Below are 26,720 nucleotides of genomic sequence, written 5' to 3'. Positions count from 1 at the left end.
GCTGCCGGGTCATCGGGGACCCTCCGGGAGGGAGGGGGAGGTGAGGAGGAAGACAGGGAGGTGGCGGATGGTCATGGCGGCGTCGGGTGAGCGGAGTTGGGCTCGGGCGGCTTCGGGGTTTCCGCTGCGCGGGGCGGTCGGCGGTACGGGCCGGGCGAGTTCGGGGGTCTTCGGTGTCGCGGGTTCACGGGGCGTCATGGCTGGTCCTGGGGGGTGAGGGCCTTGGCGACGTCGGCGACGGTGAGGTACGGGGGGAGGATCTTCGCGGTCTGAGGGGCGAAGGTGGGGGAGGCGAGGACGACGTCGGGGGTGGGGCCGTCGGCGACGATCTCGCCCTCGGCGAGGACCGCGGTGCGGTGGGCGAGTTCGGCGGCGAGTTCGACGTCGTGGGTGGCGAGCAGGACGGTGTGGCCGTCGGCGGCGAGGGTGCGCAGGATGTCGACCAGGCGGGCCTTCGCGGCGTAGTCGAGGCCGCGGGTGGGTTCGTCGAGGAGCAGCAGTGGCGGGCGGGCGGCGAGGACGACGGCGAGGGCGAGGGTGAGGCGCTGGCCCTCGGAGAGGTCGCGGGGGTGGCGTTCGTCGTCGATGCCGGCCAGCAGGGTGGCCAACAGGCCCCGGCAGGTGCCGGGTTCGGCGTCGGCGTCGCGGTCGGCGGCGGCGCACTCCTCGGCGACGGTCTCGGCGTACAGCAGGTCGCGCGGGTCCTGCGGGACGAGGCCGACGGAGCGGATCAGGTCCTTGGGACGGGACTTGTGCGGGACGAGGCCGTTCACCCGGACGGTGCCGGAAGCGGGGGCGTGCAGGCCGACCAGGCTGCCCAGCAGGGTGGACTTGCCGGCGCCGTTGCGTCCCATCAGTGCGGTGATCTCCCCCGGGAACAGGGCGAGTTCGACGCCGCGCAGGGCCGGGACGGGGCCGCGCGCGACCACCAGCCGGGAGGCGGTGGCGATCGCGGTGGCGGCGGGCGGTGCGGCGGCGGGCGCGGGCGGATCGGGCGGCGCGGGCAGCCGCTCGCGCAGCGCCGCCGCGCGGCGCCGGGCGTCGCGGACGGTGAGCGGCAGCGGATCCCAGCCGGCCAGCCGTCCGAGGTCGACCACGGGCGGGCGGACGGGCGAGCGGGCCATCAGCTCGGCGGGGTCGCCGAGGACGGGGGGCTCGCCGGGGCCGGGCAGCAGCAGGACCTGGTCGGCGTACTGGACGACGCGCTCCAGCCGGTGTTCGGAGAGCAGCACGGTGGTGCCGAGGTCGTGCACCAGGCGTTGCAGGACGGCCAGGACCTCCTCGGCGGCGCCGGGGTCGAGGGCCGAGGTGGGCTCGTCGAGCACCAGCACCTTCGGGTGGACGGTCAGCACCGAGCCGATCGCGACCCGCTGGCGCTGGCCGCCGGAGAGCGCGGACAGCGCGCGGCCGCGCAGCTCGGCCAGGCCGAGCAGGTCGAGGGTCTCCTCGACCCGGCGGCGCATCACGGCGGGCGGCAGGCCCAGCGACTCCATGCCGTAGGCGAGTTCCTCCTCGACCGTGTCGGTGACGAAGTGCCCCGCCGGGTCCTGGCCCACCGTGCCGACCACGTCGGCGAGTTCGCGCGGCCGGTGGGTGCGGGTGTCACGGCCGGCGACGGTGACCCGGCCCTCCAGGACGCCGCCGGTGAAGTGCGGCACCAGCCCGGAGACGGTGCCGAGCAGGGTGGACTTGCCGGCGCCGGACGGGCCGACCAGCAGGCAGAGTTCGCCCTCGGGGACGGTCAGGTCGACGCCGCGCAGGGCGGGTTCGGAGGCGTCGGCGTACCGCACGCCGACCTGCTCGAAAGTGATCACCGGGTGCTCCGGGGCGGCTCGGGGGTGGCGAAGGCGGGCAGCAGGCCGATCAGCACGGCCAGGGCGGGCAGCAGCGGCAGCCGGGGCGCGGCCGGCGGCACCACCGGCGGCGTCAGGGCCTCCGGCCAGCGGCCCGCGTACCAGATCAGGGCGGCCCCGACCAGCACGCCCGAGAGGGCCGTCAGCCACTCCGGGAGCGCCCACGGGTCGGGCCGGTAACGGGTTCTGACGGTCCGTCGGCTGCCGAGCGCGAGTCCCGCGCCCAGTGCGGCCGCGCCCGCGGCCAGCACCGGCAGCGCCCACGGGTGGGTGCCGGCGGTGAGCAGCCCGTAGGTGGCGGCGCACACGCCGAGCAGCCCGGCGAGGGTCAACGCCCCGCCGGTGCGCACCAGTCGGCGCGGCACCTCGGCGGTGCGGCCGAAGCCGCGGGTGTCCATCGCCGCGGCCAGGGCCACCGAACGCTCCAACGCGCCCTCCAGCACCGGCAGTCCGACCGACAGCACGGCCCGCACTCCCCGGTCGGTGCGGCCGCGCAGCCGCCGGGCCGCGCGCAGCCGGCGGACGTCGGCGACCAGGTTCGGGGCGAAGGTCATCGCCACCACGGCCGCCACGCCCGCCTCGTACAGCGCGCCCGGCAGCGAGCGGAGCAGCCGCGACGGGGAGGCCAGCGCGTTCGCCGCGCCCACGCAGGCCAGCAGCACGGCCAGCCGCAGGCCCTCGTACAGCGCGAACAGCACGCCCTCCAGGGTCACCGAGCCGCCCAGCCGGACGCCCTGCGCCCAGGCGGGCAGCGGGAGTTGGGGGAGGGTGAAGAGGACGTGGGTGCCGCCGACGGGGGAGCCCAGCACGACCGCGAACACCACCCGGGCGGCCAGCACCAGCAGGCCGAGGCGCAGGAACGCGGCGTACGAGCGGGCCCACGGGGCGTCGCCGCGCCGGGCGGCCACCACGAAGCCCGCCACCGCCAGGATCAGCAGCAGGAGCAGCGGGTTGCCGGTCCGGCTGGCCGCCGCCGCGAGGCCCAGCGACCACAGCCACCAGGCGCCGGGGTGCACCTGACGGGACAGCGAACGGCTGTGCACCGCCCCCGAGTTCGCGGGCTCGGCGGCGGTGCGGCGCAGACGGTCGACGGACATGGTCAGCGGGTGCGGCGGCGACGGGCCTGCCAGACCGCGCCGGCGCCCAGCAGGACCACCGCGCCGGCGCCGGCGATCAGGCCGAGGTCCGGCCCGCCCTCGCCCCGGCCGGCCGAACCGCCCGCCGCGGACGAGGAGCCGGACCCGCCGCCGGCGGCGTCGCCGCAGCCCGCCCTCGGGTAGCCCGCGATGGCGCAGAGCAGCCCGCCGGAGTCGTAGCGCAGCGGCGTCGCGACCGCGGCCAGCACCTCCGCCGAGTTCGCGGCGGTCGGCACCGAGGCGCACAAGGAGCGTGCCGCGGCGGGCTGTTCACCGTTCGGGGCGTCCTTCGCGGTGCCGAAGTCGAGCACCACGGCGACCCGCTTGCGGCCGCCGGCGGCCGGGGTGGCCGCACAGATCGCGCCGAAGTCGGCGGCCTGCGACGGCCGGGCGCGTCCTGGCCGCCGTCCGGGCTGAGCACGAATCGCCAGCCGTCCACCGCGCCGTCCGCGGGCACGTTCCCGGTCGGCCCGACCTGCTGGTACGCCCAGCCGTCCGCGCCGCCCTTCCAGAACGACCAGTACCGGTAGTCCGCGGCGTGCGCCGACCCGGCGGCCGGGCCGAGCAGCGCCGCCAGCAGCCCGAACAGCAGGGCAACGGCCGCCGCGGGGGCGGGAGTCCGGCGCAGCGGGCCGGTCACCGGTCCTGCTCCGGACCCTCGTCCGAGGCGGCGTCGGCGGTCGGCGCGGCGGCGGCCGCGGGCTGGTTCTGGCGGCGGCGGTTCAGGCTCAGCAGGATGCCCGCGCCGATGCCGACCAGCAGGCCGACGCCGATCAGCCAGCCCGCCGAGAAGCCGCTGTTCTCGTCCGGTTCGGTGATCGCCGAGCCGGGCGCGCGGGTGGCCTGCGGGTCGCCGCCGACCGGCCCGGCCTTCGGCTTCGGGCCGGAGTCGGCCAGCAGTTGCACCAGGTTGGCGCCGCCGAAGTTGTACGGGTCGAGCTTGGCGGCGCGGGCGGTCAGCACCAGGGTGGCGGTGGCCGCCGGGTCGGTGCCGCTCTTGCCCTGCGCGGCCCAGGCGTAGCCGTTGCCGGCCAGCCAGTCGGCGGCGCTGGCGGCCTCCGCGGCGTGGCCGGCGGCGACCAGGCCGAGCACCGCCCAGGCGGTCGAGTTGAAGTCGGCGGTGGCGGCCGCGCCCGGGGTGTCCAGCAGCAGGCGCTGCCCGCCGGCGGCGAGCCTGCCGGTCAGCCAGGCGGCGTCCGCCTCGGCGGAGTCGGCGTGCGCCACCGGGCCGTCGCCCATGACTCCGGCCGGGCAGGCCAGCGCCTTCGGCGCGGCGGCCTTGCGGTCGGCGGTGGTCACCGGCAGGTGCCCGCCCGCGGACGCCAGCAGGGCCTGCGCGGAGGCCAGCGTGTTCGGCGCGGACGGGCCGCCCGCCACCGGCTGGTACACGAACCCGCCGCGCTGCTCGGCGGCGCTCCAGCAGCCCAGCTGGAAGGAGGCCAGCCCCTGGTAGGCGGACTGCCCGCCGTTCGCGGCGGTGGCGCCCGGGTCCAGGCCGGCGGCCAGCAGCGCGTTCACCACCAGCGCGGTCGAGTTGGCGTCGCCGGGCGTGCCCGGGTTGTACGCCCAGGTGCCGTCCACGGTCTGCTGGGCGCGCAGCCAGTCGACGCCCCGGGTGACCGGCTGCTGGTGGCCGCCGAGCGCGGACAGCGCCTGCACGGCCATCGCGGTGGCGTTGGAGTCCTCGGCGGCGGCCACGCAGGCGGCGCCCTCGGCCCGGTACGACGGCCAGCCGCCGTCCTCGCACTGCTGGTCGAGCAGCCACTTCACCGCGGCGTCGGCCGGTTCGACCTTCTCCTGGTGCAGCGCGATCAGCGCCAGCGACTGCCGCCACACGCCGTCGTACTGCGGGTCGCCCTTGCCGTACAGCCCGGCCGGCACGCCGGAGGACGTCGACGGCGAACCCGACGCGGAGCCGGAGGCCGAACCGGACGGGGAACCGGAGACGGACGCGTCGGGCAACGGGTCGGCGAGCGCGGGCGCGGCGGCGACGCCGGCGAGCAGCGCGCCGGCCAGCGCGGCGGCGCCCAGACGGGCAGCGGTCAGCATGGGGAGAAGCCTTTCGGGAGCGGTCGCAGCGGACCCGTGCGCACGGGCCGCCCGTGGGGCCGTCCGTCCGGTCCTGCCGGGTGCGCGACAGGGCCGGGCGGAGAGGCCCTCGAGCCACGACGGAGGAGGGCCGCTCGTCTCCGGCCGGGCAGTCCGACTGCGCTCCGCCGCGGAACGGCGCAGCTCACGGTTGCGGGTCAGTGCCGGAATCGCACCGGCTTCCCCCGGCCTCGGAGGCGGATGAAGTTGTCGGCGGTCCGGTGGGGGCCGGTCCGCGCCCCAAGACTCTAGCCGCCGACCGGCGCGGCACCCCGGACAGGTGGTGGAACGGGTTGCAGTTCGGCCTCGGAACCGGCGAGCGTCAGCAGCCGGGCGGCGGTGTGCAGGTCCGCCCGCACCTCGGCCAGCGACGCCCGCCCCGACAGCCACGCCAGCAGCGTCGCGTGCCAGGTGTGGGCGACCACCCGGAGCGCCGCCTGCTGGCCGGCCGTCGGCGGATCGGGCAGCCGCGCGGCCTCCAGCACGATCGCCGAGGTGACCTGTGCGACCTCGTCCACCTCGCTGCCCACCGAGCGGTCCGCGAACGACAGCGCCCGCACCATCGCCTCCGCCAGCCGCGGCTCGCGCTGCAGCGCGTGGAAGGCGTGGGTGAGCGCCTCGGCGACCCGCGCCGCCGGGTCCGCTCCGGTCGGCGGACGCCGCCTCACCTGCTCGTGCAGCCGCTCCAGCTGCTCCCGCATCACCGCCACCAGCAGGTGCACCTTGGACGGGAAGTAGCGGTACAGGGTGCCCAGGGCGACCTGCGCGCTCTCCGCGACCTCGCGCATCTGCACCGCCTCGAAGCCGCCCCGGGCGGCCAGCGCGGTGGCGGCCCGCAGGATGCCCCGGCGGCGTTCGGCCTGGCGCGGCGTCAGCGCCCCGTCGTCGGCGGCGTTCGCGGTCACGTTCACTCCCGGGGCGGGGGATCCAAGGGCGGGCGGCTGGAGCGGGCCGGAAACGCCGGGGACGGGCGGCCGCGCAGCGTGGCGTGAATCACCTGCCAGGGCTCCTGACGGCCAGCTACGGCCCGGTAATCTTCGAGGTCTCCCGTTGTTCACTTTCCCCGACGGCGAGCCTGCACCACTGTGAAACGTGATCTACTTTACCGGTCGGCGGCCGTGTCCGTCGCCGGTCCCGGTGAGTAGGGAAGAGGGGCCCCGGATGACCGCGTTGCCGCCGCCGTCGCTGCGGATCGCCCTGCTGTCGTACCGCGGCGACCCGTTCTGCGGCGGCCAGGGCGTGTACGTGCGCCACCTGTCCCGGGAGCTCGCCCGGCTCGGCCACCACGTCGACGTGATCGGCGCCCAGCCCTACCCCGTGCTCGACGAGGTCGAAGGACCCGGCTCGGTGCGCCTGGTGGAGCTGCCCAGCCTCGACCTGTACCGCTCCGACGACCCGTTCCGCACCCCCGCCGCCGGCGAGTTCCGCGGCCCGGTGGACCTGCTGGAGTTCGCGGTGATGCGCACCGGCGGCTTCCCCGAGCCGCTGACCTTCTCGCTGCGCGCCCGCCAGTACCTGGCCCGGCACAAGGGCCGCTACGACGTGGTGCACGACAACCAGACCCTCGGCTACGGCCTGCTCGGCCTGGCCCGGCACGGGTTCCCGCTGGTCACGACGGTCCATCACCCGGTCACCGTGGACCGGCAGTTGGAGATCGACGCGGCCGCCACCCGGCTGGAGCGGCTCGGCAAGCGCCGCTGGTACTCCTTCACCCGGATGCAGCAGCGGGTGGCCCGGCGGCTGGAGCACGTCATCACCGTCTCGGAGAGCTCCCGCGCCGAGATCGCCGAACACCTCGGCGCCGCCCCGCACGCCATCTCGGTCGTCCCGATCGGCGCCGACACCCGCCTCTGGTCGCCGTCCGCGGACATCGCCCGGGTGCCCGGCCGGATCGTCGCCACCTCCAGCGCCGACGTCCCGCTCAAGGGCCTGGTGCACCTGGTCGAGGCGCTCGCCAAGGTCCGCACCGAACGCGACGCCCACCTGGTGGTCGTCGGCAAGCCGCAGAAGGACGACGGCCCGGTCGCCGAGGCGGTCCGCCGCTTCGGCCTGGAGCAGCACATCGAGTTCCGCACCGGCCTGACCGACGCCGAACTCGTCGACCTGTACCGCTCCGCCGAGGCCGCCTGCGTCCCGTCCCTGTACGAGGGCTTCTCGCTGCCCGCCGCCGAGGCGATGGCCACCGCCACCCCGCTGGTCGCCACCACCGGCGGCGCCATCCCCGAGGTCGCCGGGCCCGACGGCGAGACCTGCCTGGCCGTCCCGCCCGGCGACGCCGGGGCGCTGGCCGCCGCCCTCGGCCGGCTGCTCGACGACCCCGGGCTGCGCACCCGCCTCGGCGAGGCCGGCCGCGCCCGGGTGCTGGACCGGTTCACCTGGGCCCGGGCCGCCGAACTCACCGCCGACCGCTACCGGGCCGCCATCGCCACCGGTGCGGGCGCCGCGGCCCGCTCCGGACCCGGCTGGCGCTACGTCGGCTGACGCCGCGGCCGACCGACGGCCCGTCAACTCTCGCAACACCCCTTCGTGAATGGGAGCCCCGCAGTGCTGACCGTCGACTTCTCCCGCTTCCCGCTCGCCCCAGGCGACCGGGTGCTCGACCTGGGCTGCGGCGGCGGCCGGCACGCGTTCGAGTGCTACCGGCGCGGCGCCAACGTGATCGCCCTGGACCAGAACGGCGAGGAGATCGCCGAGGTCCGCAAGTGGTTCGCCGCCATGGAGCAGGCCGGCGAGGCGCCCGCCGGGGCCAGCGCCACCGCCATGGAGGGCGACGCGCTGAACCTGCCGTTCGAGGACGACACCTTCGACAAGATCATCATCTCCGAGGTGATGGAGCACATCCCCGACGACAAGGGCGTGCTCGCCGAGATGGTCCGCGTCCTCAAGCCCGGCGGCCTGCTCGCCGTCACCGTGCCCCGCTACCTGCCCGAGAAGATCTGCTGGGCGCTGTCCGACGAGTACCACGAGGTCGAGGGCGGCCACATCCGCATCTACAAGGGCGACGAACTCGTCCAGAAGGTCCGCGAGGCCGGCCTGCAGCCCTACGGCAGCCACCACGCCCACGCCCTGCACTCCCCGTACTGGTGGATCAAGTGCGCCGTCGGCGTCAACAACGACAAGTCCCTGCCGGTGCGCGCCTTCCACCAGCTGCTGGTCTGGGACATCGTCGGCACCCCCGTCGTCTCCACCCTCACCAAGGCCGCCGAGAAGGCCCTCAACCCGGTGATCGGCAAGTCCTTCGTGGTGTACGCCAGCAAGCCCCGGACCGGCGAGTGACGGCCGCCGTCCCCGCGGCCCTGCTGCTGGACGGCGTCCTCGACGCCGACCGGGCCGCCGACACGGTCCGCTCGATCCTCGCCCAGCAGCAGCCCGACGGCGCCATCCCCTGGTTCCACGGCGGCCACCTCGACCCCTGGGACCACACCGAGGCCGCGATGGCCCTCGACACCGCCGGCGAGCACGCCGCCGCCGAGGCCGCCTACCAGTGGCTCGCCGACCGGCAGAACCCCGACGGGTCCTGGTACGCCGCCTACGCCTACGGCCAGGACGGCATCGCCGACGGCACCGCCACCGACCGCGCCCGCGAGACCAACTTCTGCGCGTACCTCGCCGTCGGCGCCTGGCACCACCACCTCTCCACCGGCGACGACGGCTTCCTGGAACGGATCTGGCCCACCGTCAGCCGCGCCCTCGACCACACCGTCCGGCTCAGCCTCCCCGGCGGGGCGATCGCCTGGCGGCAGGACGAGAACGGCGACACCGCCCAGGACGCCCTGCTCACCGGCTCCTGCTCGATCCTGCACGCCCTGCGCTGCGGACTCGCCGTCGCCGACCACCTCGACCGGCCCCAGCCCGACTGGGAACTGGCCGCCGGCCGGCTCCAGCACGCCATCGCCCACCACCCCGAGCGGTTCCTCGACAAGGGCCGCTACTCCATGGACTGGTACTACCCCGTCCTCGGCACCGCGCTGCGCGGCGAGGACGCGACCGCCCGGCTCGCCGCCGACTGGGACCGCTTCGTCGTCCCCGGCCTCGGCGTCCGCTGCGTCAGCGACCGCCCCTGGGTCACCGGCGGCGAGAGCGCCGAACTCGCCCTCGCGCTGTGGGCCGCCGGCCAGTCCGACCGGGCCGTCGAGATCCTCCGCTGGATCCAGCACCTGCGCCACCAGGACGGCTCCTACTGGACCGGCTACGTCTTCGAGGACGACGCGATCTGGCCCGAGGAACGCACCACCTGGACCGCCGGCGCGCTGCTGCTCGCCGTCGCCGCGCTCGGCGGCGACCACGCGACGGTCAGCGTGTTCGGCGGCGAGGAGCTGCCGGCCGGACTGGTCGTCGACGACTGCTGCTGAACCGTCAGGGACGCCGAAAGGTCCGCCCGAGGAGGGGAGTTCCCTCCTCGGGCGGACCTTTCGTGGTGAGCGGGGCCGCCCGCGCGGGCGCGCGCGCCCCCGACGGGGCGTCAGCCGCGCTGGATGCCCGCCGTGTCGGTCAGCACGCCGTGGGTGCCGTCGGGCAGCTGGGCGACCAGGGCCGCACCGCGCTGGTCCACCGCCAGGTACCAGGTGCCGGGGACCAGCTCGCCGACCGGCGGGGCCGCCGGGTTGTCCTTGTTGGCCAGCGGACGGACCGCCGGGACGGCGAACCAGAACGGGGCGAACGGGGCGGCGGCGGCCTGCGGCGGAACGTGGTCCTGCACGGCCGGCTGGACCGCGGTGGGCTGCTGCGCCATCGGCTGCGGAGCCGGAGCGGCCGCCTGCGCGGGCGCCGGGTAGCCGTAGCCGCCGGCCGGCTGGCCGCCGAACTGCTGCGCCGGAGCGGGCTGCTCGGCCTGCGGCTGCGGCTGCGACTGGCCGGGGAACGGCTGCTGCTGCGCACCCGGGTAGCCGTACGCGCCGGGCTGACCGGGCTGGCCGACCTGACCGGGCTGGCCGGGGGTGCCGGGCTGACCGGCGTAGGGCGGGAACGGCTGCGGGGTGGTCGGCGCCGACGGGGCGCCGGAGAGCAGCGGGCCGGCCAGCGCCGGGACCAGCGGAGCGGCGATCACCGCACCCGCCAGGGCCAGCGTGGCGACCAGTGACAGCCAGGCGCCCGCGCCGTTGCTGAGACCGTCCGGGCAGCCGATCAGGGTCCACAGGCAGCCCCAGAACGAGACCACGGCCAGCGCCGTGCCCCACTGGTCCAGCCGCAGACCGGCGACCTGCTTGCCGCCCCAGTTCTCCTTCTGGAGCCGGAACAGCAGGATCAGCGCCGCGCCGATCAGGCCGGTCAGGACGACCGAGGGCAGCACCGGGAACAGGTCCGAGGACCAGCCGTTGCGGGACGTGCTGGCGGGGCAGTACTTGCCGGAGCAGTCGTACGCCCGGAAAGGAAGGAAGGACGAAATCAGGAGCAGTACTGCCGCACCGGCGACGGCGGCGTCTCCCCTGGTGAGAGCGCGCAGATTCACTGACGTTCCCCTCATTGGTGTAGTCGTGGTCGGCGGGCGGTGACCGAGCCCCCGTGGTACCGGAGCGGTACGACGGGGCAAAAGCCTAGGGCCAAGGCGACGCCGTGTGCACAGCGCCCTCCGGATCCGGTACGAACCGGACGGGTCGGCGGGCGTCCGGCACGGGGACGGGACGAGCGGTCAGATGGCGGGTCGGTGCAGCGGCTCACCCCGTGAGATAGCTGGTCAGGGCGTCGGCGACGGCCTGCGCGGCGCGCTGGCGCCACGCCGGGTCGGACATCCGTCCGGCGTCGCCGGCGTTGCGCATGTTGCCGCACTCGATGAACACCTTCGGGACCTTCGACAGGTTGAGCCCGCCCAGGTCGGTCCGGGTGTCCAGGCCCTGCTGGCCGATGTACGTCGAGGTCGGCTCGCCGGTGCCGGCCTTGAACGCGTCGCGCAGCAGCACGCCCAGCCGGTGCGACGGGTCCACGATCGCGGCGGTGTCGGCCGGGCCGGTCACCACCCTGCCGGGCATGATCACGTGGAAGCCGCTGCCGGAGGCCGACGCGCCGTCCGCGTGGACGGAGACCGCCGCGTCCGCCTTGGCCTCGTTGCCGATCCGGGCCCGCTCGTCGATGCACGGACCCCAGGCGCGGTCACCGTCCTGGGTGAGCACCACGGTCGCGCCCCGGTCCTGGAGGATCTGCCGGGCCCGGTGCACCACGTCGAGGGTGAACTCGGCCTCCGGGTAGCCCGCGTTGGTGGACGTGCCGGTGGTGTCGCACTCCTTGCGGCCGTTGCCGATGTCCACCTTCCGGTTGATGTCGGCGGTGTGCTTCGCGTTGCCCGCGTTGTGGCCCGGGTCGAGCAGCACCGTCCGCCCGGACAGCGGCCGCCCCGCCGCGCTCGGCGACGGCGCGGCCGGCGACGGGGCCGCGGCGCCGGCCTCCGGACTGCCCGCCGGAGCCGGGGAGCCCGACGCCTCGTCCGCGTCCAGCCGGTCGCCCTCCGCGTACTGCGGGGCGACGGCGGCGTGCGGGGCCACGTCCCGCGAACTGTTCGCGACGGCCTGCCAGCCCAGCCAGCCGATCAGGCAGACCGGCAGCACCACCCCCGCCACTTTCGCGGCCGGCCGCCACAGCGCGGCGCGCTGCTCCGGGCCGGGGTACGGGTCAGGCTCGACGGGGGGCGGGGTGGTGCGGCCGGTCACGAGTTCCTCAGATCCTGTCCCAGGTACGCACCGTCAGTCCGTACGTGTCGGCGATCGGTTTCCACTTCGCCACGAAGTCCTTCTTGGACTGGGTGGCCTGCGGGTTGAGGTCATTGGCGCGGCCCAGGTCGGCGGTGCTGGGAACGGTGTTGTTCGCACAGCCCTGCGCGGAGACGGTGCGCGCCCAGGCCGCGTACGCCCGGTCGATGTCCCCGGACTGCTGCCAGGCGTCCTTCAGCTCCGCCACCGCATCCGCCCCGCCGGGCAGGCTGTCGGTCTTCAACTGGGCCAGATCGGCGAGCAGTTGGTCGCGCTGCTGGGCGCCGGTGTCGAACACCTTCGCGGCGTTGTCGATCTCCGCCTTCGGCGGGCAGCTGCGGACCTTCGCCACCGCGTTGCCGATCGGCGCCTTCGCGTTCTCACCCTTCGTCAGCAGCGCGTCCAGCGCCTTCGCCTGCGAGGCGGCGTCCGGCCCGGCCGAGGACGCGCCCGAGGCGGACGGCGACGGATCGGCGGCACCCGAGGCGGAGGCCGCCGGCGACGCGCCCTGCCCGCCGGCGCCGCCGCCCTGCGACGGGACCGGCGCCGGGGCGGTGCTGCCGCCCTGCGCCTGGTTCGAGCCGCTGGTGTCGCTGTTCTTCACCGCCCACACCACGCCGACGCCGATCACCAGCAGCAGCGCCACCGCCGCGCCGATCAGCACCGGGGTGCGCCGCCGCCGCGGGTCCTCCTCGTAGTCGAACTCGGGCTCCTGGCCGCCGTACCCGCCCGGGCCGTTCCCGAACTGCGGCTGGCCCCCGAAGGTCTGCTGGCCGCCGAAGCCCGGCTGCCCGCCGAAGGTGCCCTGCGGGCCGCCGAACTGCTGCTGCCCGTACGGCTGTTGGTCGAACTGAGGCTGGCCGCCGAAGGCCTGCTGGCCGCCGAACGAGGGCTGGCCGGGCTGCGGGGGCGGACCGCTCTGCGGGGGCTGGCCGCCGAAGGTGGGCTGCGGACCCTGGGCCGGCTGCTCGGGGAAGCCAGGCGGCGCGGCGAAGCCCTGCTGGCCGCCGAACGTCTGGCCCTGCGGCTGCGGGGACTGCTGCCCGCCGAAGGTCTGCTGCCCGCCGTACGAGGGCTGCGGGGCTGCGGGCTGCTGCGGCTGCGGCGCCTCGGCCTGCGGCGGGACCGGCGGGACCGGGGAGGCCGGGGGATCGGAGAGAGCGGGGAGACCGGCGGAACGGGGGTGACCGGCGGGACGGGCGAGACGGGAGAGACCGGTGGGACCGGGGCGGCGGGCGCGACCGGGCCGTCGTCGAACTTCGGCAGCGGGATCGCCGTGGTGGGCGGACCCGCGGCAGCCGGGTCGGCCGCCGCCGGCTTGCGGACCCACCCGCCCGCGCCGTTGTTCGCGGTCGGATCCCACACCGCCCGTGCGGCCCTGCCCTGTTCCGTCATGCGTTGCCCCTCGCCCCCGCCTGCTGACCCGTGGATGCCTGTCCGTCGCACCGACCGCGCCCGCACGGGTCGTTCGCCGTCTGCCGCCCCGACACCGTACCGGCCGTCGGCGGGGCGGGTCACGGCGGTCCCGCAACGCGTCGCGGTGGGGACGACGCCGCAGCGGCGGTGATCGTTCCCGGTCGCGGCCGGAAAGTTCGCCGACCGCGGCCCGGCCCGGAGGGTGACGGAAGGTCAGGAAGCGGCGCGGCGCAGCACCCGCAGCGAGCCCGTCACCGAGACCTCCTCGAAGCCCTCGTCCAGTGCCCGCAGGTACACCCGGTACGGGGCCTGGCCGCCGTCCGCCGGGTCGGGGAACACGTCGTGCACCACCAGCAGGCCGTCCTCGGCCAGGTGCGGGGCCCAGCCCAGGTAGTCGCCGGTGGCGTGCTCGTCGGTGTGCCCGCCGTCGATGAACACCAGCGACAGCCGGCCCTGCCACACCGCCGCGATCTGCGGCGAGCGGCCGACCAGCGCCACCACGTGCGGCTCCAGGCCGGCCGCGTGCAGGGTGCGGCGGAACCGCGGCAGGGTGTCCATCAGGCCGACCTCCGGGTCGACCAGCGTCGGGTCGTGGTACTCCCAGCCCGGCTGCTGCTCCTCGGAGCCGCGGTGGTGGTCGACGGTCAGCGCGACCGTGCCGGCCCGGCGGGCGGCGTCGGCCAGCAGGATCGCCGAACGCCCGCAGTAGGTGCCGATCTCCAGCAGCGGCAGGCCGGTGCGCCCCGCCGCCTCCAGGGCCGCCGCGTACAGCGCCAGGCCCTCGTCCTCCGGCATGAAGCCGGTGGCGGCCCGGAACGCGTCGAGCACCTGCGGGTCGGGCGTGGCCGGGGCGGCGGGGGTGAGGTCGGTCATCGGGCGCTCCTGCCGGGCTGGGGGACTGACCAGGACCCTACTGGATGGTAGGAACGCCCTTCGCGGACCGGTCGCCGGCCGCTCCGCCCGCCTGCTGCCGTGAGGTGGCCGCCCGTGGTGGGGCGGGTGGCCGACCGGGACGGGCCGGGTCAGCGCAGGTCGACGGCAATCCGTTCGCGGCGGCCGGCCAGTTCGGCCTCGATCAGCGCGCTCCGGCCGGCGTCCAGCACCACCGGGTGCCGGTGCTGCTCGGCCGGGGTGGCGGTGAGCATCCGCAGCCGCAGGTGGGTCGGCGGGTGCGAGCTGTCCACGGCGCTGTCCTCCCGGGCGGCCGCCCGCAGCCGGCGTTCGGTCTCCAGCGGCGGGACGGTGCGGACGGCCTCGGCCAGCGCCTGCCACAGGTCGGGCGCGGCGGGCCCGCCGGCCGCGGCCGCCGCCGGGGGACGGCGCGCTGACGGTGCAGCACCGTCTCGAAGGTCGGCCGGTGCAGCAGCGCGGTCAGCGTGCCGCGGGTGTCGGCGACCGAGGTCAGCCGGACCGCCAGCAGGTCGGCCCGGTACTCGGCGGCCTGCCCGGAGCGCAGCCACAGCCGGTTCATCAGCAGCACCAGCGCACGCACCGTCCGGTTCAGCACCCACAGGACCCGGTTGGCCAGCGCGTCGGCGATCATCACGATCAGCCCGAGCGAGCCGCTCCGGCTCCGGGTCCAGTCGGGCAGGGTCAGCCGGTACCACGCGACCAGGGCGTTGAGCGCCGAACCGGTCCACAGTCCGCGCCGGTTGTCGCCGTTGACGCAGTGTCCGATCTCGTGCGCGAGCACCGCGACCCGCTGCTGCGGGGACAGCACCGTCCACAGCGGCAGGCCGATGGTCAGCTGCCGGCGGCGGCGCAGGCCGAGCACGGCGAAGGAGGCGTTCCAGTCCCCGTCGACCACGATCGTGTCGACCTTCGGCGCGCCCGCCGCCTCGCAGACCCGGTCGACCAGCTCGTACAGGGTCGGCGCGGCGGCCCGGGGCAGCAGGCCGTCACGGGCCGGGCGGCCCAGGCGGGGGCGCAGTTGGAAGGCGACGGCCAGCGCGATCACCCCGAGGATCCGGCCCGGCCAGCCCGGCAGCAGCAGCCCGGTGACCAGACCGAGACCGAGCAGCAGCACCGTCAGCGACACCAGGTGGACCACGCCGGCCAGCGCGTACGCGGCCGTCGTCGCGCGGTCCCGGAGGTCCGAGCCGCCCTCGGACACCAGCGTGAACACCTGCTCGCTGCGGTTCCGGAGGTCGCGCCGGACGGCCTCGTCGCGGCGTTCGGCCCGGTCCGCGCGGCGCTGCTGACGCGGAGTGAGGGGGTCGGCGGCGGGCCCGGGCGGAATCAGGTTCCACTCGCAGTTCGGGCACCAGGTGGGGAAGCGTTCGTTCACGACGAGTGCGGAGCGGCACTCGGGGCAGCGCTCGGTGGGAGAGGCGCCCGCGGCGGCAGGGCCGTCGGCGTCGGGGGCTCTGTCGCCCGGGGCTTCGGTGGTGGACATGGCGGCGGATCATGCCATGCCGGAGGACAGCGGGAAAGCGGTTTCCGGTCGGTGCGTGCCGACGGTCCGCGCGAGCCGGGACGAGTGGGCGCGGGCCGGGACGAGTGGGTGCGGGCTGCCGCCCGGCCGCACCGATGCGCTATACCAGAGGGCGGCCCCGGAGTAGAACGTGTTCCACCGCCGCGGCCCCGCCCTCCGTAGCCCCCAACCGCCCCACCGCAGCCGGGCCCGCCGCCCGCCGGCGGTGGACCCTCACCCCGGGAGCAGCCCGTGCGCGCAGCGATCCTGCAGAAGACCGGACAGGACACCCTGGACGTCCGCGACGACGTCGAAGCGATCGGCTTCGGACCGGGCAGGGTCCGGGTCCGGCTGCACGCCGCCAGCCTCTGCCACTCCGACCTGTCCGCGATGGCCGGCGTGCTCCCGCAGCCCGCCCCGTTCGTGCCCGGCCACGAGGGCGCCGGCGAGGTGGTCGAGGTCGGCGAGGGCGTCACCGGCCTCGCCCCCGGCGACCGGGTGGTGCTCTGCTGGATGCCGCCCTGCGGCAGCTGCCACGCCTGCCTGCACGGCCGGACCCACCTGTGCGTGTCCTCGCTCCGCAGGCTGTCCACCCCGACCTTCCGGGTCGGCGGCGACACCGACGCGTACGGCTTCTACAGCACCGGCACCTTCGCCGAGGAGCTGGTCGTCGCCGCCGACGCCCTGCTGCCGGTGCCCGCCGACCTGCCCTACGAGCTGGCCGCGCTGATCGGCTGCGGCGTCACCACCGGACTCGGAGCCGCCGTCAACACCGCCCGGGTGGAGCCGGGTTCGGCGGTCGCCGTGATCGGCGCGGGCGGCGTCGGCATCGCCGCCGTCCAGGGCGCCAGGATCTGCGGCGCGGCCCGGATCACCGTCGTCGACCCGGTCGAGTCCCGGCGCGAACGCGCCCTCGGCTTCGGCGCGACCGAGGCGATCGCCCCCGAGGACCTCAAGTCCGCGGCCCGCGGCGTCCCCGGCGGCGGCTTCGACTACGTCTTCGAGGCCGTCGGCCGCTCCGCCACCGTCCGGGCCGGCTACGACGCCGCCCGGCGCGGCGGCGCGGTGGTGGTGATCGGCGCCGGAGCGGCCGACGACAAGGTGGCGTTCAGCCTCGGTGAACTGTTCTTCAACGAGAAGCGCCTGCTGCCGTCCATGTACGGCGGCGGCGACGTCCGCCGCACCGCCGGCCGGGCCGTCGACCTGTGGCGGGCCGGCCGGCTCGACCTGGCCGGCATGATCACCCACCGGCTGCCGCTGGCCGAGGTCAACGAGGCGATCCGGCAGATGCGCAGCGGCGAGGCGCTGCGCACCGTGCTCACCCTCGACTGACGGCCACTCACCGGCCGCTGCCCGGCGGCTCGACGGCCGACGCCCCCGGGCCCGTCAGGACGGTGACGGGCCCGGGGCGTCGGCGGTGCGAGGTGGTCGGGCGGCGGGCCGTCCGGCCCGCGGCGACCAGGACGTCAGCGGCGGTGGCGGCCGTGCGGGTCCGCGTCCGCGCTGTCGTCGCTGGCGGTGGTGCCCCGGTGCCGGCCGTGAGCCACGCCGTCGGCGGTCTCGTCGGCGCCGGGCGCGCGGTGGTCGTGCTCGGTGGTGTCGTCGATGGACTCGGACATCAGGTCAGTCTTCTCCGTGCGAATGGATGGTCTCTGCGGAAAGGTGCGCCGGGTACGCCTCGGCGTACCGGTGTGCCCGGGACCCGGACAGCAGGAAGCCGGCCGTCCTCGTGGACGGCCCGCGAAGGGGCCACGATAACGGCCGGATCGGATCGGAGCCTACTCAAACCGCTGCGCGTCGCGCCCCGGAAACCCGGCCCGCCACACGCCCGCCGCTCTCACGCCGCCCGCTCCCCGGCCCCGACATGGCGGCCGGCCCGCCCACCCCGATCGACGCCCGCCAGTGGCCGACCAGTTCCCGGTACAGCGGCGAGATCACCTGCAGATCGCCGTGCCCCGCGAGAACGCCCCGGCCGCCGTCCAGCAGCAGCACCCGATCGGCCCGCACCGCGGACCCGAGCCGGTGCGCCACCACCACCAGCGTCCCCGGCCGCTCCGCGAACGCCTCCTCCGCACGCCGCTCCGCCGCCGCGTCCAGATGGCAGGTCGCCTCGTCCAGCACGACGACCGGCGCGGGCGAGACGAACGTCCGTACCAGCGCCAGCAGTTGACGCTCACCGGCGGACAGCGCGGCCGGCGAGGCGATCCGGCCGTCCGGCCCGCCCAGCCGGGCCAGCAGCCCGGCGGCTCCCAACTTCTCCGCCGCGTCGGCGAGTTCCCGGTCCGACTGCTCGCCGGACGGCCAGCGCAGGTTCTCCCGGACCGACCCGGCGAACACGTACGCCTCCTGCGGCACCAGCGCCAGCCGGGACGCCCGCCCGGCGCCCGGAACCCTCGCCAACTCCACGCCGCCCACCAGCACGTGACCGCGGTCCGGCGCCAGCATCCCGGCCAGCAGCGCCGCCAGCGTCGACTTCCCCGTCCCGCTCGGCCCCACCACCGCCAGCCGCCCGCCCGGAGGCACCGTGAACTCCAGCCCGTCCAGGACGGGATCGGCGCCCGGCGCGTGCGCGTACCGCAGCGAACGGACGGTCAACGAGCCGTCCGCCAACGGGAGTGGGACCGACGTGTCCGGCGCCGCGAGAGGGTGCGGTGGAGTGGAGGACGAGAGGCGCTCCAGCACCACGGCCAGATCGAGCAGCCAACTGCCCAGCATGCCCGCCAAGGTCCGCACCGCCGGCTCCAGTTGCTGCAACAGGTAGGTCGCCACGCCCAGCACCTCACCGGCCGACAGCCACCCGTCGGCGACCAGCCACGGCGCCGCGCACACCACCACCAGCAGCGGCAGCCGCCCGCCCACCGCCACCGTCGACGAACGGGCCGCCGCCGCCCGGCCCACCGCCCGCAACGCCTCGCCCTGGGCCGTGACCAGCGCCTCCAGCCGCTCCGCCACCCGCTGCTGCGCCCGCACGCCGCCACGTCCCGCAGTCCCGCGAACGCCCGGCCCGCCTCCGCGGCGATCCGCTCGTCCGCCAGCACCACCGCCCGGCGGCGCGCCACCAGCGGCCCCAGCAGGCGCGCGAACAGCACCCCCGAGACCAGCAGCGGCAGCAGCACCAGCGGCAGGACCACCGGCGCGAGCAGCCCCAACCCGACCAGCGCGGCCAGCAGGCCCACCCCGACACCCCGCGCACTGCGCAGCAGCGTCGCCGTCAACTGCCGGGCAGACTCGACCTGTTCGGTGATCCGGGCGATCTCCGCCGGACCGTCCGGATCCGGCCGGGCGAGCGCACCCCGCACCACCCGCGCCACCAGCGCGTCCCGCAGCGGCTCGACCACCTCCGCGAGATGCGGGAACACCGCCCGCGCCGCGACCGCCCGCAGCGCCGTCACCGCCCCCAGCCCCGCCAGCCACCCGAACCCGACCCACGGCCGCCCCGCCAGAAACCCGCGGTCCGCCGCCGCTGCCACCAGCAGCCCCGAACACAACGCCGGCACCGCCTCCACCGCGGACCACCCCGCCAGCCGCCACAGCGCCGCCCGCGGTGCCACCTCCACCAGCCCCCGCACGGCCTGCCCGGCCACCGCCCTCCGATGCCGCCCCACGGCAACGCTCCCCTCCGATAGTCGATGCTGCTTGTCCATGGCGCGTGCCGTGAGGACGGCGGAGCGGTGCCGGCACGCGGTGTGTCCGGTGCTCCTGCCGACAGCCGCCCACCGGCGCACCGTCACCGACGCTCCGTCAGCGGCCCGCGGCGGCCGACTCGACGGCAGCGCCCATTCTCTGGGGTACGGGCAGCCCGCCGCGCCAACTGACCCTCCGGGGGCCGTGATTGGCCCCACCCCGGGCGGCCTCAGCTCCTCGCGTCCTGCCCCGCCGTCGTGCCGGTCAGGACGGCGCGGTAGGCCGGGTCGGCGAGGAGGGTGGTGTGGGGGCCGGTGGCGCGGAGGCGGCCGGCGTCGAGCCAGGCGACGAGGTCGGCGCGGGCGGCGACGGCGGCACGGTGGGTGACGACGACGCGGGTGCGGCCCCGGGTGGCGGTGTCCAGGGCCTGGGTGACCTGGTGTTCGGTGGCCAGGTCGAGGTGGGAGGTCGCGTCGTCGGTGATCACCACCCGGGAGTCGGCGGCCAGCAGTCGGGCCAGGCCGAGGCGCTGCAACTCGCCCCCAGACAACCGGAGTTCGCTCACTGGAGTGCGTCCCGCCAGGGGGAGCCGGGCCAGGAAGCCGTCGGCCCGCGCGGCGGACATCGCGGCGGGCCCGGCGCCCTCCAGCGCCTCGTCCAGCGTCGGGCCGACCAGCCACGGCCGTTCGAACGCGTAGCCGACCGCCCGTCTCCGCTCCGCGACCGAGAGTGCGGCCACGGGCACGCCGTCGACCAGGACCGCTCCGCTGTCCGGCAGCCGGAGCCCGCCCGCCAGCGCGGCCAGCAGGGACTTGCCCGCGCCGGACCGTCCCACCACGGCGAGGGTTGCGCCGGCCGGGACGGTCAGGTCCAGCGGGCCGAACACCACCGCCCCCTCGGCGTCCCGTACCAGTACCGAACGGAAGGCCAACTCACCCGGCCCGTCCGGAAGTTCACGGCCGCCCGCAGTCGCGGTCGGCCACAGCTCCAACTGCCGGACCCGGGACAGCCCGGCCCGTGCGTGGGCCACCCCGACCAGGGCCTCCACCTGCTCGAAGAAGCCGAGCCCCAGCGCCGCCCACCCCGCCGCCGCGGCGAACGCCCCGGCGGGCAGCTCCCCGGCCGCCACCAGCTGGCCCGCCGTGCCCAGCACCGTCAGCTCCACGGCCGCGATCAGCAGCGTCGCCCGGCCGACCGTCCGGCGCTGCGCCTGCCACAACGACCGTCCGGCGTCGCCGAGTTCGGGCAGCACGGCCAGGACCCGGGCCGCCTCCTGCCGTTGCGCGCCCGCCGCGTGCACCGTCCGGATGCCGGCCAGCGCGTCCGACAGCCGGTCGGCGAGCCGGCCCTGCGCCGCCTGGTAGCGCTCGAAGACGTCCTCCGCGGTGCGCATGAACAGGCGCACCAGCACCACCCCGGGCAGCACCCCGGCGAAGAACGCCGCCGCCAGCCACGGCGACAGCAGCCCCAGGCCCAGCACCGCGCCCGCCGAGGTCACCAGCGCGGTCGCCGCCCCCAGCCGGGCCGCTCGCGCCGCGCCCGCGTCCGCCGCCGCGCCGACCAGACGGGCCGTCAGATCGCCCGCCCCGGGCCGCTCGCCGGCCGGCCGCTCCGCCGCCGAAGGGAACGGCCGCAGCCACAGCACCCGGCGCAGCAGGCCGACCCGCAGGTCGACCGTGTCCGCCGCCGAGCAGGCCGGACCGGCCGCCGAAGCCAGTGCCGCCGCGGCCGCACCGAGCACCAGCAGGGCCGCCAGTCCGGCGATCGCCCACCCTGACGGACGCCCCGCCAGTACCGCGTCCAGGACCGCCCCCGATGCCCCGGGCAGGGCCAGTGTCGCCGCGGCTTCCAGTGGTACCGACACCGTCAGCGCGACCGACCAGCCTCGCACGAGACAACTCCAGGCAGATGAAGGGAAGAGATCCGGACGGGCCGAGGCCGGGGCGCGGGCCGTGCCCGCCCCCGCGAACGGGAGCGGCCACGGCCCGGGCGAGTGCCCCGGCGTCAGCTGAGGGTGAAGATCAGGCAGGTCAGCAGCAGACAGGTGAACTGGCACCCGCTGCCGTGGCCGCCCAGCTCGACCGACTCCAGCTCCGGCAGCTCCTGCAGGGCCGCGAGGTCGGTCTCGAACGCGGTCATGTTCTCCATGGTGTTTCCTCCCCTATCGGTTTCCGTCGGGCACGGACGTGTCCGACGGCTGCGACGGAAAGCGTTTTCCCGTCGCAGGTCGGGCCCCGCCGCGCGCGCTCCGGGCCGCAGCCGGGCAGGCCGGCGGGCTCCCGCGCGCGGCGGGAAGTCTTGTGAAGGCGTGTCGATCCGGCATGACGGCCCGTCGGCGCGGGCGCGCGTCACGCAGCGGCCGGGGGCGGAGTCGGGCCGCCGGCCGGTGGGGCAGCTGCCGTCAGGCCGGTCTGCCGGTGCGCAGGAAGCCCGCGAGCAGCTCGTGCAGCACCGCCGCGCCCTCCTCGGCGAGCACCTCGTGGCCCGCCCCCGCGGCCTCCACGTAGCGGAAGTCCGTCCCCTCGCTGCGGCCCAGCCGCAGCAACTCGTGCCGCAGCGACCGGGACTGACCGACCGGCACCACCTCGTCGCGGTCCCCGTGCAGGATCAGCAGCGGGGTGCGCAGCCGGTCGGCGAGCTGCAGGACGTCCCGCGGGCCGCGGTCGTCCTCGATCGGACGGTCGCCGCCGAGCCGGCCGGTCAGCGCCCGCACCGGGGCCGAGGCCTCCGCCAGCAGCCGGCCGCCGGACAGGAACGGCGCCACCACCGCGCACCGCGACACCGCCCCGACCGGGGCGTGCGCCGCCGCCAGCAGCGCCAGGAACGCGCCGTAGCTGACGCCGAACAGGGCCGGCGGCTCCAGCCCCAGGGCGGCCCGCTGCCCGGCCACACCCGTCAGCAGCGCCAGGACGTCATCCAGGTCGGGCCCGCCCCACGCGCCGCGGATCGCCATCGCGAACTCCGTGCCGTAGCCCGTCGAACCGCGCTGGTTCGGGGCCAGCACCGCCAGGCCCTCCGAGGCCATCCGCTGCAGCGCCGGGTCGAACTCCAGCCGCCAGGCGTCCGCCGGGCCGCCGTGCAGCGCCAGCACCAGGTGCGGGGCGGACAGCCACTGCTCGCCGCCGTACACCACCGCCTCGACCGGACCGGTCGGCCCGGCCAGCTCCAGGCACTGCGCGGGCCGCCACCGGCCGCCGTCCCCGGGCGGGGTCGAACCGTCCAGCCGCCAGCCGGCCGGTGCCGAACCCTGCTGCGGCGGAAGGCCGTTGAGCGGAGCCAGCGACAGCGGGAGCGGCACGGGGGCGGCCGCCGGAGCCGGACGTGCCGTCAGCAGCGCGTCGATGTCCACGGTGGCGAGCGCGGCCGGACGGTCCGGCGCCGAGTACGGCATCCGCAGGCCCGCGGGCGACCAGTGCCCGATCGCGCCCAGCCGGCCCGGCGGCACCGGCAGCGGGTCGAGCCGCCCGCTGCCCGGGTGCCACAGCACCAGCGAGGACGCCGCGCCGTGGTCCACCTGGAGCACCACCCGCGGCTCCGCGCCCGGCTCCTGCGGGGCCAGCGCGATCGGCCGCAGCAGCCGGCCCGGCTGGTGCAGGCAGTCCGGGAAGCGCACCGGCTCGCTGCCGCCGATCAGCGCCCAGCCCAGCCGGTCGGCGCCCGGCGCGTCGCTGCGCAGCATCCCGAAGCCGGTCGCCGGGTCGAACAGCACCAGCCGGTCGTTGCTGGCCTCGCCGAGCTCCAACAGCGGGGTGGTGGTGCCGAGTCGGAGGTCCAGCACGACGGTCTTCACCGTCCCGCCGGCCACCCGGTCCAGCGCCAGCAGCCGCCCGGTCCGCTCCAGCCAGACCCCGCCGCCGTACAGCCCCGGCAGTTCGGCCACCTCGCGCGGCTCGGAGCCGTCCGCCGCCAGCAGCCGCACCGTGGTCACCGGGCGGGTGTCGGTGCCCAGCAACACCGCCACCGGGGCGTCCGCCGCGCCCGCCGGGCCGGGCATCGGCAGCATCCGCAGGCCCGGCAACCGCACCGCCGTCAACGGGAGTTCGGCCGCGGGCCGGCCGGGCTCCCCGGCGGTCAGCAGCACCACCGCGTGCCGGTCGCCGTCGTGCCGGCACACCAGCACCCGCCCGTCCGGCAGTGCCACCAGTTGCGAACGCAGGCTCTCCGCCCGCCCGTCCGGAAGCGGCAGCGCCACCGGCTCCGCCGCGCCGTGCTCGGGCAGCCGCCAACTCTCCACGTACCAGCCGCCGTCGGCCCCCGCGGCCAGGCAGGCGGCGTGCGAGCCGTCCCCGGAGAAGGTGAAACTCAGCCGCCGCAACGCCTGCGGCGAGGTACGCACGGTCGCCGTGCTCATCGGGGGCCTCCTGCGGGTCGGGCGGGCAACGGGCTGGCAGAGGAAGGCAGTTGAGGGCCGCTCCGGGAGGGCGGCGTGGCGCGGTACGGCTCGGGGTCGGACCAGAGCCGGGGGCCGCCGTGCCGCAGGCGGAGCAGGAAGGCGAGCGGCCCGGCGGTGCCGGTGCCGTACGCGGGAGTGCCGGCGGTGCCGGTCTCGTCGGGGAGGACCAGCAGCCCGTCCCGCAGGGCGGCGCGGGCGGCGATCAGCGCGGCGAGTTCGTGCGCGCCGTCCTCGAAGCGGCTCTCGCCGGTGGCCCGGGCCAGGTCGAGCAGGTACTCGCCGTTGCCGGCCAGCCCGTGGCAGGCGGAGACCCCGCTGTGCCAGCGGCCGTTCAGCACGGCCTGCCCGGCGGCCCGCGCCAGCCGGCGGGCCTTCTCGTCGCCGGTGGCCTGCCAGAACCGCACCAGGAAGGCGCCGACGCCGGACGAGCCGCTGCACCAGTGCGCCAGCCGGACGTGCGCCGGGTCGCCGTGGCTCTGCGGCCACCACGCCGCCTCGCCGTCCCACCGCGCGGTCGCGGCCAGGGTCTGCGCGGCGCGCTCCGCACCGGCCAGCAACTCCCGCGCCGGGCCGAAGAGTTCGGCGTCGCCGGTGTCGGTCATGCGGTCGGCGCAGGCCAGCAGGAAGGCGCCCACTCCGGCCACGCCGTGCGCGTGGCCGAGGTGCACCGCCCCGGCGAGCGCCGAGTCGAAGTCCGCGGGCACCGGCCACACCGTCCCGTACGGCTCGGTGCGGGCGGCGGCCAGCAGGGTGCGGGCGCAGTGCGCGGCGCGGTCGAGGAACAGGCGCGCCCCGGTGGCGCGGTGGGCACGCAACTGGAGGAGGCCGGCGCCGGCGGCGCCGTGGCAGACGTCCGGGTTGGGCCAGCCGAGCGGGACCTTCGCGGCCAGCCCGGCGGCCCGTTCGGCGAGGCCGGGGTCGTCGAGCGCCTCGGCCGCGTCGAACAGCGCCCAGGCGGTGCCGGAGCGGCCGAAGTGCAGGCCGGGCAGCACCACGGGCTCGGCGGCGCAGCGCCGTTCGATCCAGTCGGCGGCCGTCGCGGCGGTGGCCCGGGCCCGGCTGCGGGCGGCCTCGGGCAGCGGGGCGAGGCTCGCCCGGGCGAGCAGGGCCAGCACGCCGGCCGCGCCGTGCTGCACGTTGCACGGGTCGGTGAGCTGCCCGGCCGGGACGGTCGGCCACAGCCGGTCGCGCCGCTCCGGGGCGGCGGTGGCCGCGAGGTGGAGCAGTCCGTCGTGCAGCAGCCGGTCCAGCGGCGGCGGGCCGGCGGGCTGCGGGGCCGGCCCGGGGGTGCCGGTGAGCTCCGCCCGGACGCGGTCCAGGCTCCACCGGTGCCCGGCCCGCTCGGCGCGCAGTCCGAGCACCGGCGCGGCCAGCCGGCGGGCGGTCAGGCCGTCGCGGGCGGCCAGCGACAGCCAGCGGCCGAGGCGGTCGGCGACCGGGCGGGCCGACGGCAGGTCGTCCGGGAGCAGCGGGTCGTGGCCGGTGGCGAGCAGGAAGAGCAGGCCGCCGAGCGCGTACAGGTCGGCGCCGGGGTCGGCGACGCCGGTGCGGTGCGGGCCGGAGTGCTCGGGGGCGCGGTACCCGGGGGTGCCGGCGTTCCCGGCCACCGTCCCGGCGGGGACGGCGAGTTCGAGGTCGACCAGGCGCACGGCGCCGTCCGGGCCGACCAGCACGTTGCCGGGGGAGAGGTCGCGCAGCACCAGGCCGCGCCGGTGGACGCCCGCCACCAGGTCGAGCAGCGCCAGCGCCATCGGGCCGGCCTCGGCCCACGGCACGTCCGGGGTGCCGTCCCGGCGCAGCCGGGCGGCCACCCAACTGCCCAGCGACTGCCCGGGGACGCGCTCCTGCACCAGGAAGAGCGAGTCCTGCTGCTCGACCAGGGCGTGCACCCGCGGTGTCAAGCCGCTGTCGGCCAGTCGGCCGAGCAGCTCGGCCTCGTGCCGGAGCGCGTCGCGGGCGTCGGTGCCGGCCCGGTCGACCTCGATGTGCGCCCGGGCCTGCTTGACCACCACCTCGGCGCCGGTGGCCGGCTCGGTGCCCAGGAACACGCCGCCCTTGGCGCTGTGCCGCAGTGCGGCGGTGAGCGCCCAGCGGCCGTCCAGCAGCACCCCGGCCGGCCGCCGGGCCTCCGGCCCGGGCTGCGCCGGTACCTGCCCGGTGCCGGCGGCCGATCCCGTCCCCTCGACGGGGTCGACCGCCCACGGCGGGCGGCGGTAGGTGGCCGCGCGGACGTCCTCGACCAGTTCGCCGTCCGGGCCGCGCAGCATCGAGCGGTACGCGCCGTCGTGCCCCAGCAGCGCGCGGCCGGCGAACGCGCCGTACCGGTAGTGCACCAGGCTGCCGGGACGGTACGGGCGGTCGGAGAGAATCGCCGGCCCGGGCATTCCGGCGGTGGCGCGGTGGAGTTCCTCGGCGAGCCGGAGGAATTGTTCGTCGCCGTCCGGATAGACGGTGATGAATTTCCCGGCCGAACCCCGTTCGCTGTTGCGGGAATTGATTTCGTGCAGGCGTTCCCGGTCGGCGGCGAACTTGAACGCGCACGGATCCGCGGCGAGCACCGCGGCGACCGCGGCCAGCACCTCGCAGGCCACCGTGGAGGCTGCGGCGACGTGCAGCTTCCAGCCCTGCTCGGGCAGTTCGCGGCCGGGCGGCCGGACCGTGCACCAGAAGCCCTCGACCGCGACCGTCCAGTCGCCGTCGCCTCCCCGGGCCCTGCTGCCGGCCACGGCCGCCCGCGCCACCTCCACCAACGTGCCGTCCGCGGTCGGCACGTCGTCGACCGGCACCGGCCCCCCGGTCCTGTGCAGCGGTGTGTCCGCCCCCATCTGCTTCACACCCCTTCACGGTGGACTCGACCGGCTCCGGTCTGCGGAAGTCACGAGAGGCTCGCCCGCGCCGCCGGAATTCCGCGGGAATTCCGGTCGGTCGCCCTTTCGACCCCCCTGGCCGAGGCAACTCTCGTTCGCAGGACTGAAGTTACTTTCGGGGAGGGGGTGACTCAACACCGACCGGGTCACTTCACTCTTAAGGGTGATCGAGTTTCGTTTTCTAATGCGTTCGCCCGGGGGTGTGTGGGCAGGGCGTTCCCGGCCCCCACCGGCCCTCCCCGCACCGCCG

20 protein-coding genes and 1 riboswitch are annotated in these 26,720 nt (G+C 76.6%); of the genes, 4 read left to right on the top strand and 16 right to left on the bottom strand.

What is annotated here, in order from left to right; all coding sequences use genetic code 11:
- Positions 1-194 precede the first annotated feature (194 nt).
- The 5 genes from KCH_RS11350 to KCH_RS11330 all read right to left on the bottom strand — a co-directional run bounded on the left by KCH_RS11350 (position 195) and on the right by KCH_RS11330 (position 5,982).
- Positions 195-1,814 carry an ABC transporter ATP-binding protein gene (locus tag KCH_RS11350; protein ID WP_035862170.1) on the bottom strand — a complete coding sequence of 540 codons (1,620 nt, stop codon included), beginning with the start codon at positions 1,812-1,814 and terminating at the stop codon, positions 195-197.
- On the bottom strand, positions 1,811-2,950 hold the full coding sequence (locus tag KCH_RS11345; RefSeq protein ID WP_035862167.1) for an energy-coupling factor transporter transmembrane component T: 1,140 nt from the start codon (positions 2,948-2,950) through the stop codon (positions 1,811-1,813). Before KCH_RS11345 ends, KCH_RS11350 begins: the two co-directional genes overlap by 4 nt.
- A gap of 2 nt (positions 2,951-2,952) precedes the next feature.
- Positions 2,953-3,348: an SCO2322 family protein gene (locus KCH_RS46585; protein ID WP_341865478.1), complete on the bottom strand. Its 396-nt coding sequence runs from the start codon at positions 3,346-3,348 to the stop codon at positions 2,953-2,955.
- A 277-nt stretch (positions 3,349-3,625) separates the two neighbouring features.
- The gene (locus KCH_RS11335; protein WP_051652972.1) at positions 3,626-5,038 is read right to left on the bottom strand and encodes an SCO2321 family membrane protein; all 1,413 of its coding nucleotides are present in this window, start codon (positions 5,036-5,038) and stop codon (positions 3,626-3,628) included.
- A gap of 136 nt (positions 5,039-5,174) precedes the next feature.
- A riboswitch (cobalamin riboswitch) is annotated at positions 5,175-5,261 on the bottom strand.
- A gap of 64 nt (positions 5,262-5,325) precedes the next feature.
- The gene (locus tag KCH_RS11330) at positions 5,326-5,982 is read right to left on the bottom strand and encodes a TetR family transcriptional regulator (RefSeq protein ID WP_035871574.1); all 657 of its coding nucleotides are present in this window, start codon (positions 5,980-5,982) and stop codon (positions 5,326-5,328) included.
- 256 nt (positions 5,983-6,238) lie between these two features.
- Between KCH_RS11330 and KCH_RS11325 the strand changes: the two genes are divergently transcribed.
- The 3 genes from KCH_RS11325 (at position 6,239) to KCH_RS11315 (ending at position 9,429) form a co-directional block, all read left to right on the top strand.
- Positions 6,239-7,558, top strand: coding sequence for a glycosyltransferase family 4 protein (locus KCH_RS11325; RefSeq protein WP_035862164.1), 1,320 nt, complete (start codon positions 6,239-6,241; stop codon positions 7,556-7,558).
- A gap of 63 nt (positions 7,559-7,621) precedes the next feature.
- The gene (locus KCH_RS11320) at positions 7,622-8,353 is read left to right on the top strand and encodes a class I SAM-dependent methyltransferase (protein WP_035862162.1); all 732 of its coding nucleotides are present in this window, start codon (positions 7,622-7,624) and stop codon (positions 8,351-8,353) included.
- Positions 8,350-9,429: a prenyltransferase/squalene oxidase repeat-containing protein gene (locus KCH_RS11315; protein ID WP_035862159.1), complete on the top strand. Its 1,080-nt coding sequence runs from the start codon at positions 8,350-8,352 to the stop codon at positions 9,427-9,429. The genes KCH_RS11320 and KCH_RS11315 overlap by 4 nt, the downstream gene beginning before the upstream one ends.
- 110 nt (positions 9,430-9,539) lie before the next feature.
- Here KCH_RS11315 and KCH_RS11310 read toward each other — a convergent pair whose 3' ends face one another.
- The 5 genes from KCH_RS11310 to KCH_RS11290 all read right to left on the bottom strand — a co-directional run bounded on the left by KCH_RS11310 (position 9,540) and on the right by KCH_RS11290 (position 15,568).
- Positions 9,540-10,526: a DUF5336 domain-containing protein gene (locus KCH_RS11310; protein ID WP_035862156.1), complete on the bottom strand. Its 987-nt coding sequence runs from the start codon at positions 10,524-10,526 to the stop codon at positions 9,540-9,542.
- Positions 10,527-10,731: 205 nt separating this feature from the next.
- Positions 10,732-11,718: an N-acetylmuramoyl-L-alanine amidase gene (locus tag KCH_RS11305; protein ID WP_035862153.1), complete on the bottom strand. Its 987-nt coding sequence runs from the start codon at positions 11,716-11,718 to the stop codon at positions 10,732-10,734.
- Between the two features lie 7 nt (positions 11,719-11,725).
- Complete coding sequence (locus tag KCH_RS41215; RefSeq protein ID WP_157031999.1) at positions 11,726-13,087, bottom strand: hypothetical protein; 1,362 nt, start codon at positions 13,085-13,087, stop codon at positions 11,726-11,728.
- 299 nt (positions 13,088-13,386) lie between these two features.
- Entirely contained in the window at positions 13,387-14,046 is a 660-nt protein-coding gene (locus KCH_RS11295) for a class I SAM-dependent methyltransferase (protein ID WP_035862147.1), read from the bottom strand.
- A gap of 202 nt (positions 14,047-14,248) precedes the next feature.
- A complete protein-coding gene (locus KCH_RS11290; RefSeq protein ID WP_051652971.1) occupies positions 14,249-15,568 on the bottom strand; it encodes a M48 family metallopeptidase in 1,320 nt (439 codons plus the stop codon).
- 270 nt (positions 15,569-15,838) lie between these two features.
- On the opposite strand from KCH_RS11290, the gene KCH_RS11285 reads away from it, so the two are divergent.
- Positions 15,839-16,918: an alcohol dehydrogenase catalytic domain-containing protein gene (locus tag KCH_RS11285; protein ID WP_035862145.1), complete on the top strand. Its 1,080-nt coding sequence runs from the start codon at positions 15,839-15,841 to the stop codon at positions 16,916-16,918.
- Positions 16,919-17,052: 134 nt separating this feature from the next.
- Here KCH_RS11285 and KCH_RS42450 read toward each other — a convergent pair whose 3' ends face one another.
- From KCH_RS42450 to lanL, 6 genes are all read right to left on the bottom strand, one after another.
- The gene (locus tag KCH_RS42450; RefSeq protein ID WP_167574034.1) at positions 17,053-17,205 is read right to left on the bottom strand and encodes a hypothetical protein; all 153 of its coding nucleotides are present in this window, start codon (positions 17,203-17,205) and stop codon (positions 17,053-17,055) included.
- A gap of 163 nt (positions 17,206-17,368) precedes the next feature.
- Positions 17,369-18,556 (bottom strand): ATP-binding cassette domain-containing protein, encoded by a 1,188-nt coding sequence (locus KCH_RS43290; protein WP_051652970.1) that lies wholly within the window; start codon positions 18,554-18,556, stop codon positions 17,369-17,371.
- Positions 18,557-19,439: 883 nt separating this feature from the next.
- Positions 19,440-21,101 carry an ATP-binding cassette domain-containing protein gene (locus KCH_RS11275; RefSeq protein WP_051652969.1) on the bottom strand — a complete coding sequence of 554 codons (1,662 nt, stop codon included), beginning with the start codon at positions 21,099-21,101 and terminating at the stop codon, positions 19,440-19,442.
- Between the two features lie 113 nt (positions 21,102-21,214).
- A complete protein-coding gene (locus KCH_RS41210) occupies positions 21,215-21,358 on the bottom strand; it encodes a VenA family class IV lanthipeptide (RefSeq protein WP_157031998.1) in 144 nt (47 codons plus the stop codon).
- A 253-nt stretch (positions 21,359-21,611) separates the two neighbouring features.
- A complete protein-coding gene (locus KCH_RS37140; RefSeq protein ID WP_051652968.1) occupies positions 21,612-23,561 on the bottom strand; it encodes an alpha/beta fold hydrolase in 1,950 nt (649 codons plus the stop codon).
- The gene (gene lanL / locus KCH_RS11265) at positions 23,558-26,389 is read right to left on the bottom strand and encodes a class IV lanthionine synthetase LanL (protein ID WP_051652967.1); all 2,832 of its coding nucleotides are present in this window, start codon (positions 26,387-26,389) and stop codon (positions 23,558-23,560) included. The genes KCH_RS37140 and lanL overlap by 4 nt, the downstream gene beginning before the upstream one ends.
- Positions 26,390-26,720: the final 331 nt, after the last annotated feature.

Origin of the sequence: Kitasatospora cheerisanensis KCTC 2395 (assembly GCF_000696185.1) — a bacterium.
GTDB classification, from domain to species: Bacteria; Actinomycetota; Actinomycetes; order Streptomycetales; family Streptomycetaceae; genus Kitasatospora; species Kitasatospora cheerisanensis.
The sequence above is the reverse complement of the archived record's forward strand: the minus strand, read 5'-3'. Positions and strand labels throughout refer to the sequence as shown.

Bases quoted from the DNA above. Each gene is read 5' to 3' on its own strand.
- KCH_RS11345 (WP_035862167.1), bottom strand. From the start codon at position 2,950: ATGTCCGTCGACCGTCTGCGCCGCACCGCCGCCGAGCCCGCGAACTCG.
- KCH_RS11335 (WP_051652972.1), bottom strand. From the start codon at position 5,038: ATGCTGACCGCTGCCCGTCTGGGCGCCGCCGCGCTGGCCGGCGCGCTG.
- KCH_RS11325 (WP_035862164.1), top strand. From the start codon at position 6,239: ATGACCGCGTTGCCGCCGCCGTCGCTGCGGATCGCCCTGCTGTCGTAC.
- KCH_RS11295 (WP_035862147.1), bottom strand. From the start codon at position 14,046: ATGACCGACCTCACCCCCGCCGCCCCGGCCACGCCCGACCCGCAGGTG.
- KCH_RS11290 (WP_051652971.1), bottom strand. From the start codon at position 15,568: ATGTCCACCACCGAAGCCCCGGGCGACAGAGCCCCCGACGCCGACGGC.
- KCH_RS42450 (WP_167574034.1), bottom strand. From the start codon at position 17,205: ATGTCCGAGTCCATCGACGACACCACCGAGCACGACCACCGCGCGCCC.
- KCH_RS41210 (WP_157031998.1), bottom strand. From the start codon at position 21,358: ATGGAGAACATGACCGCGTTCGAGACCGACCTCGCGGCCCTGCAGGAG.
- KCH_RS37140 (WP_051652968.1), bottom strand. From the start codon at position 23,561: ATGAGCACGGCGACCGTGCGTACCTCGCCGCAGGCGTTGCGGCGGCTG.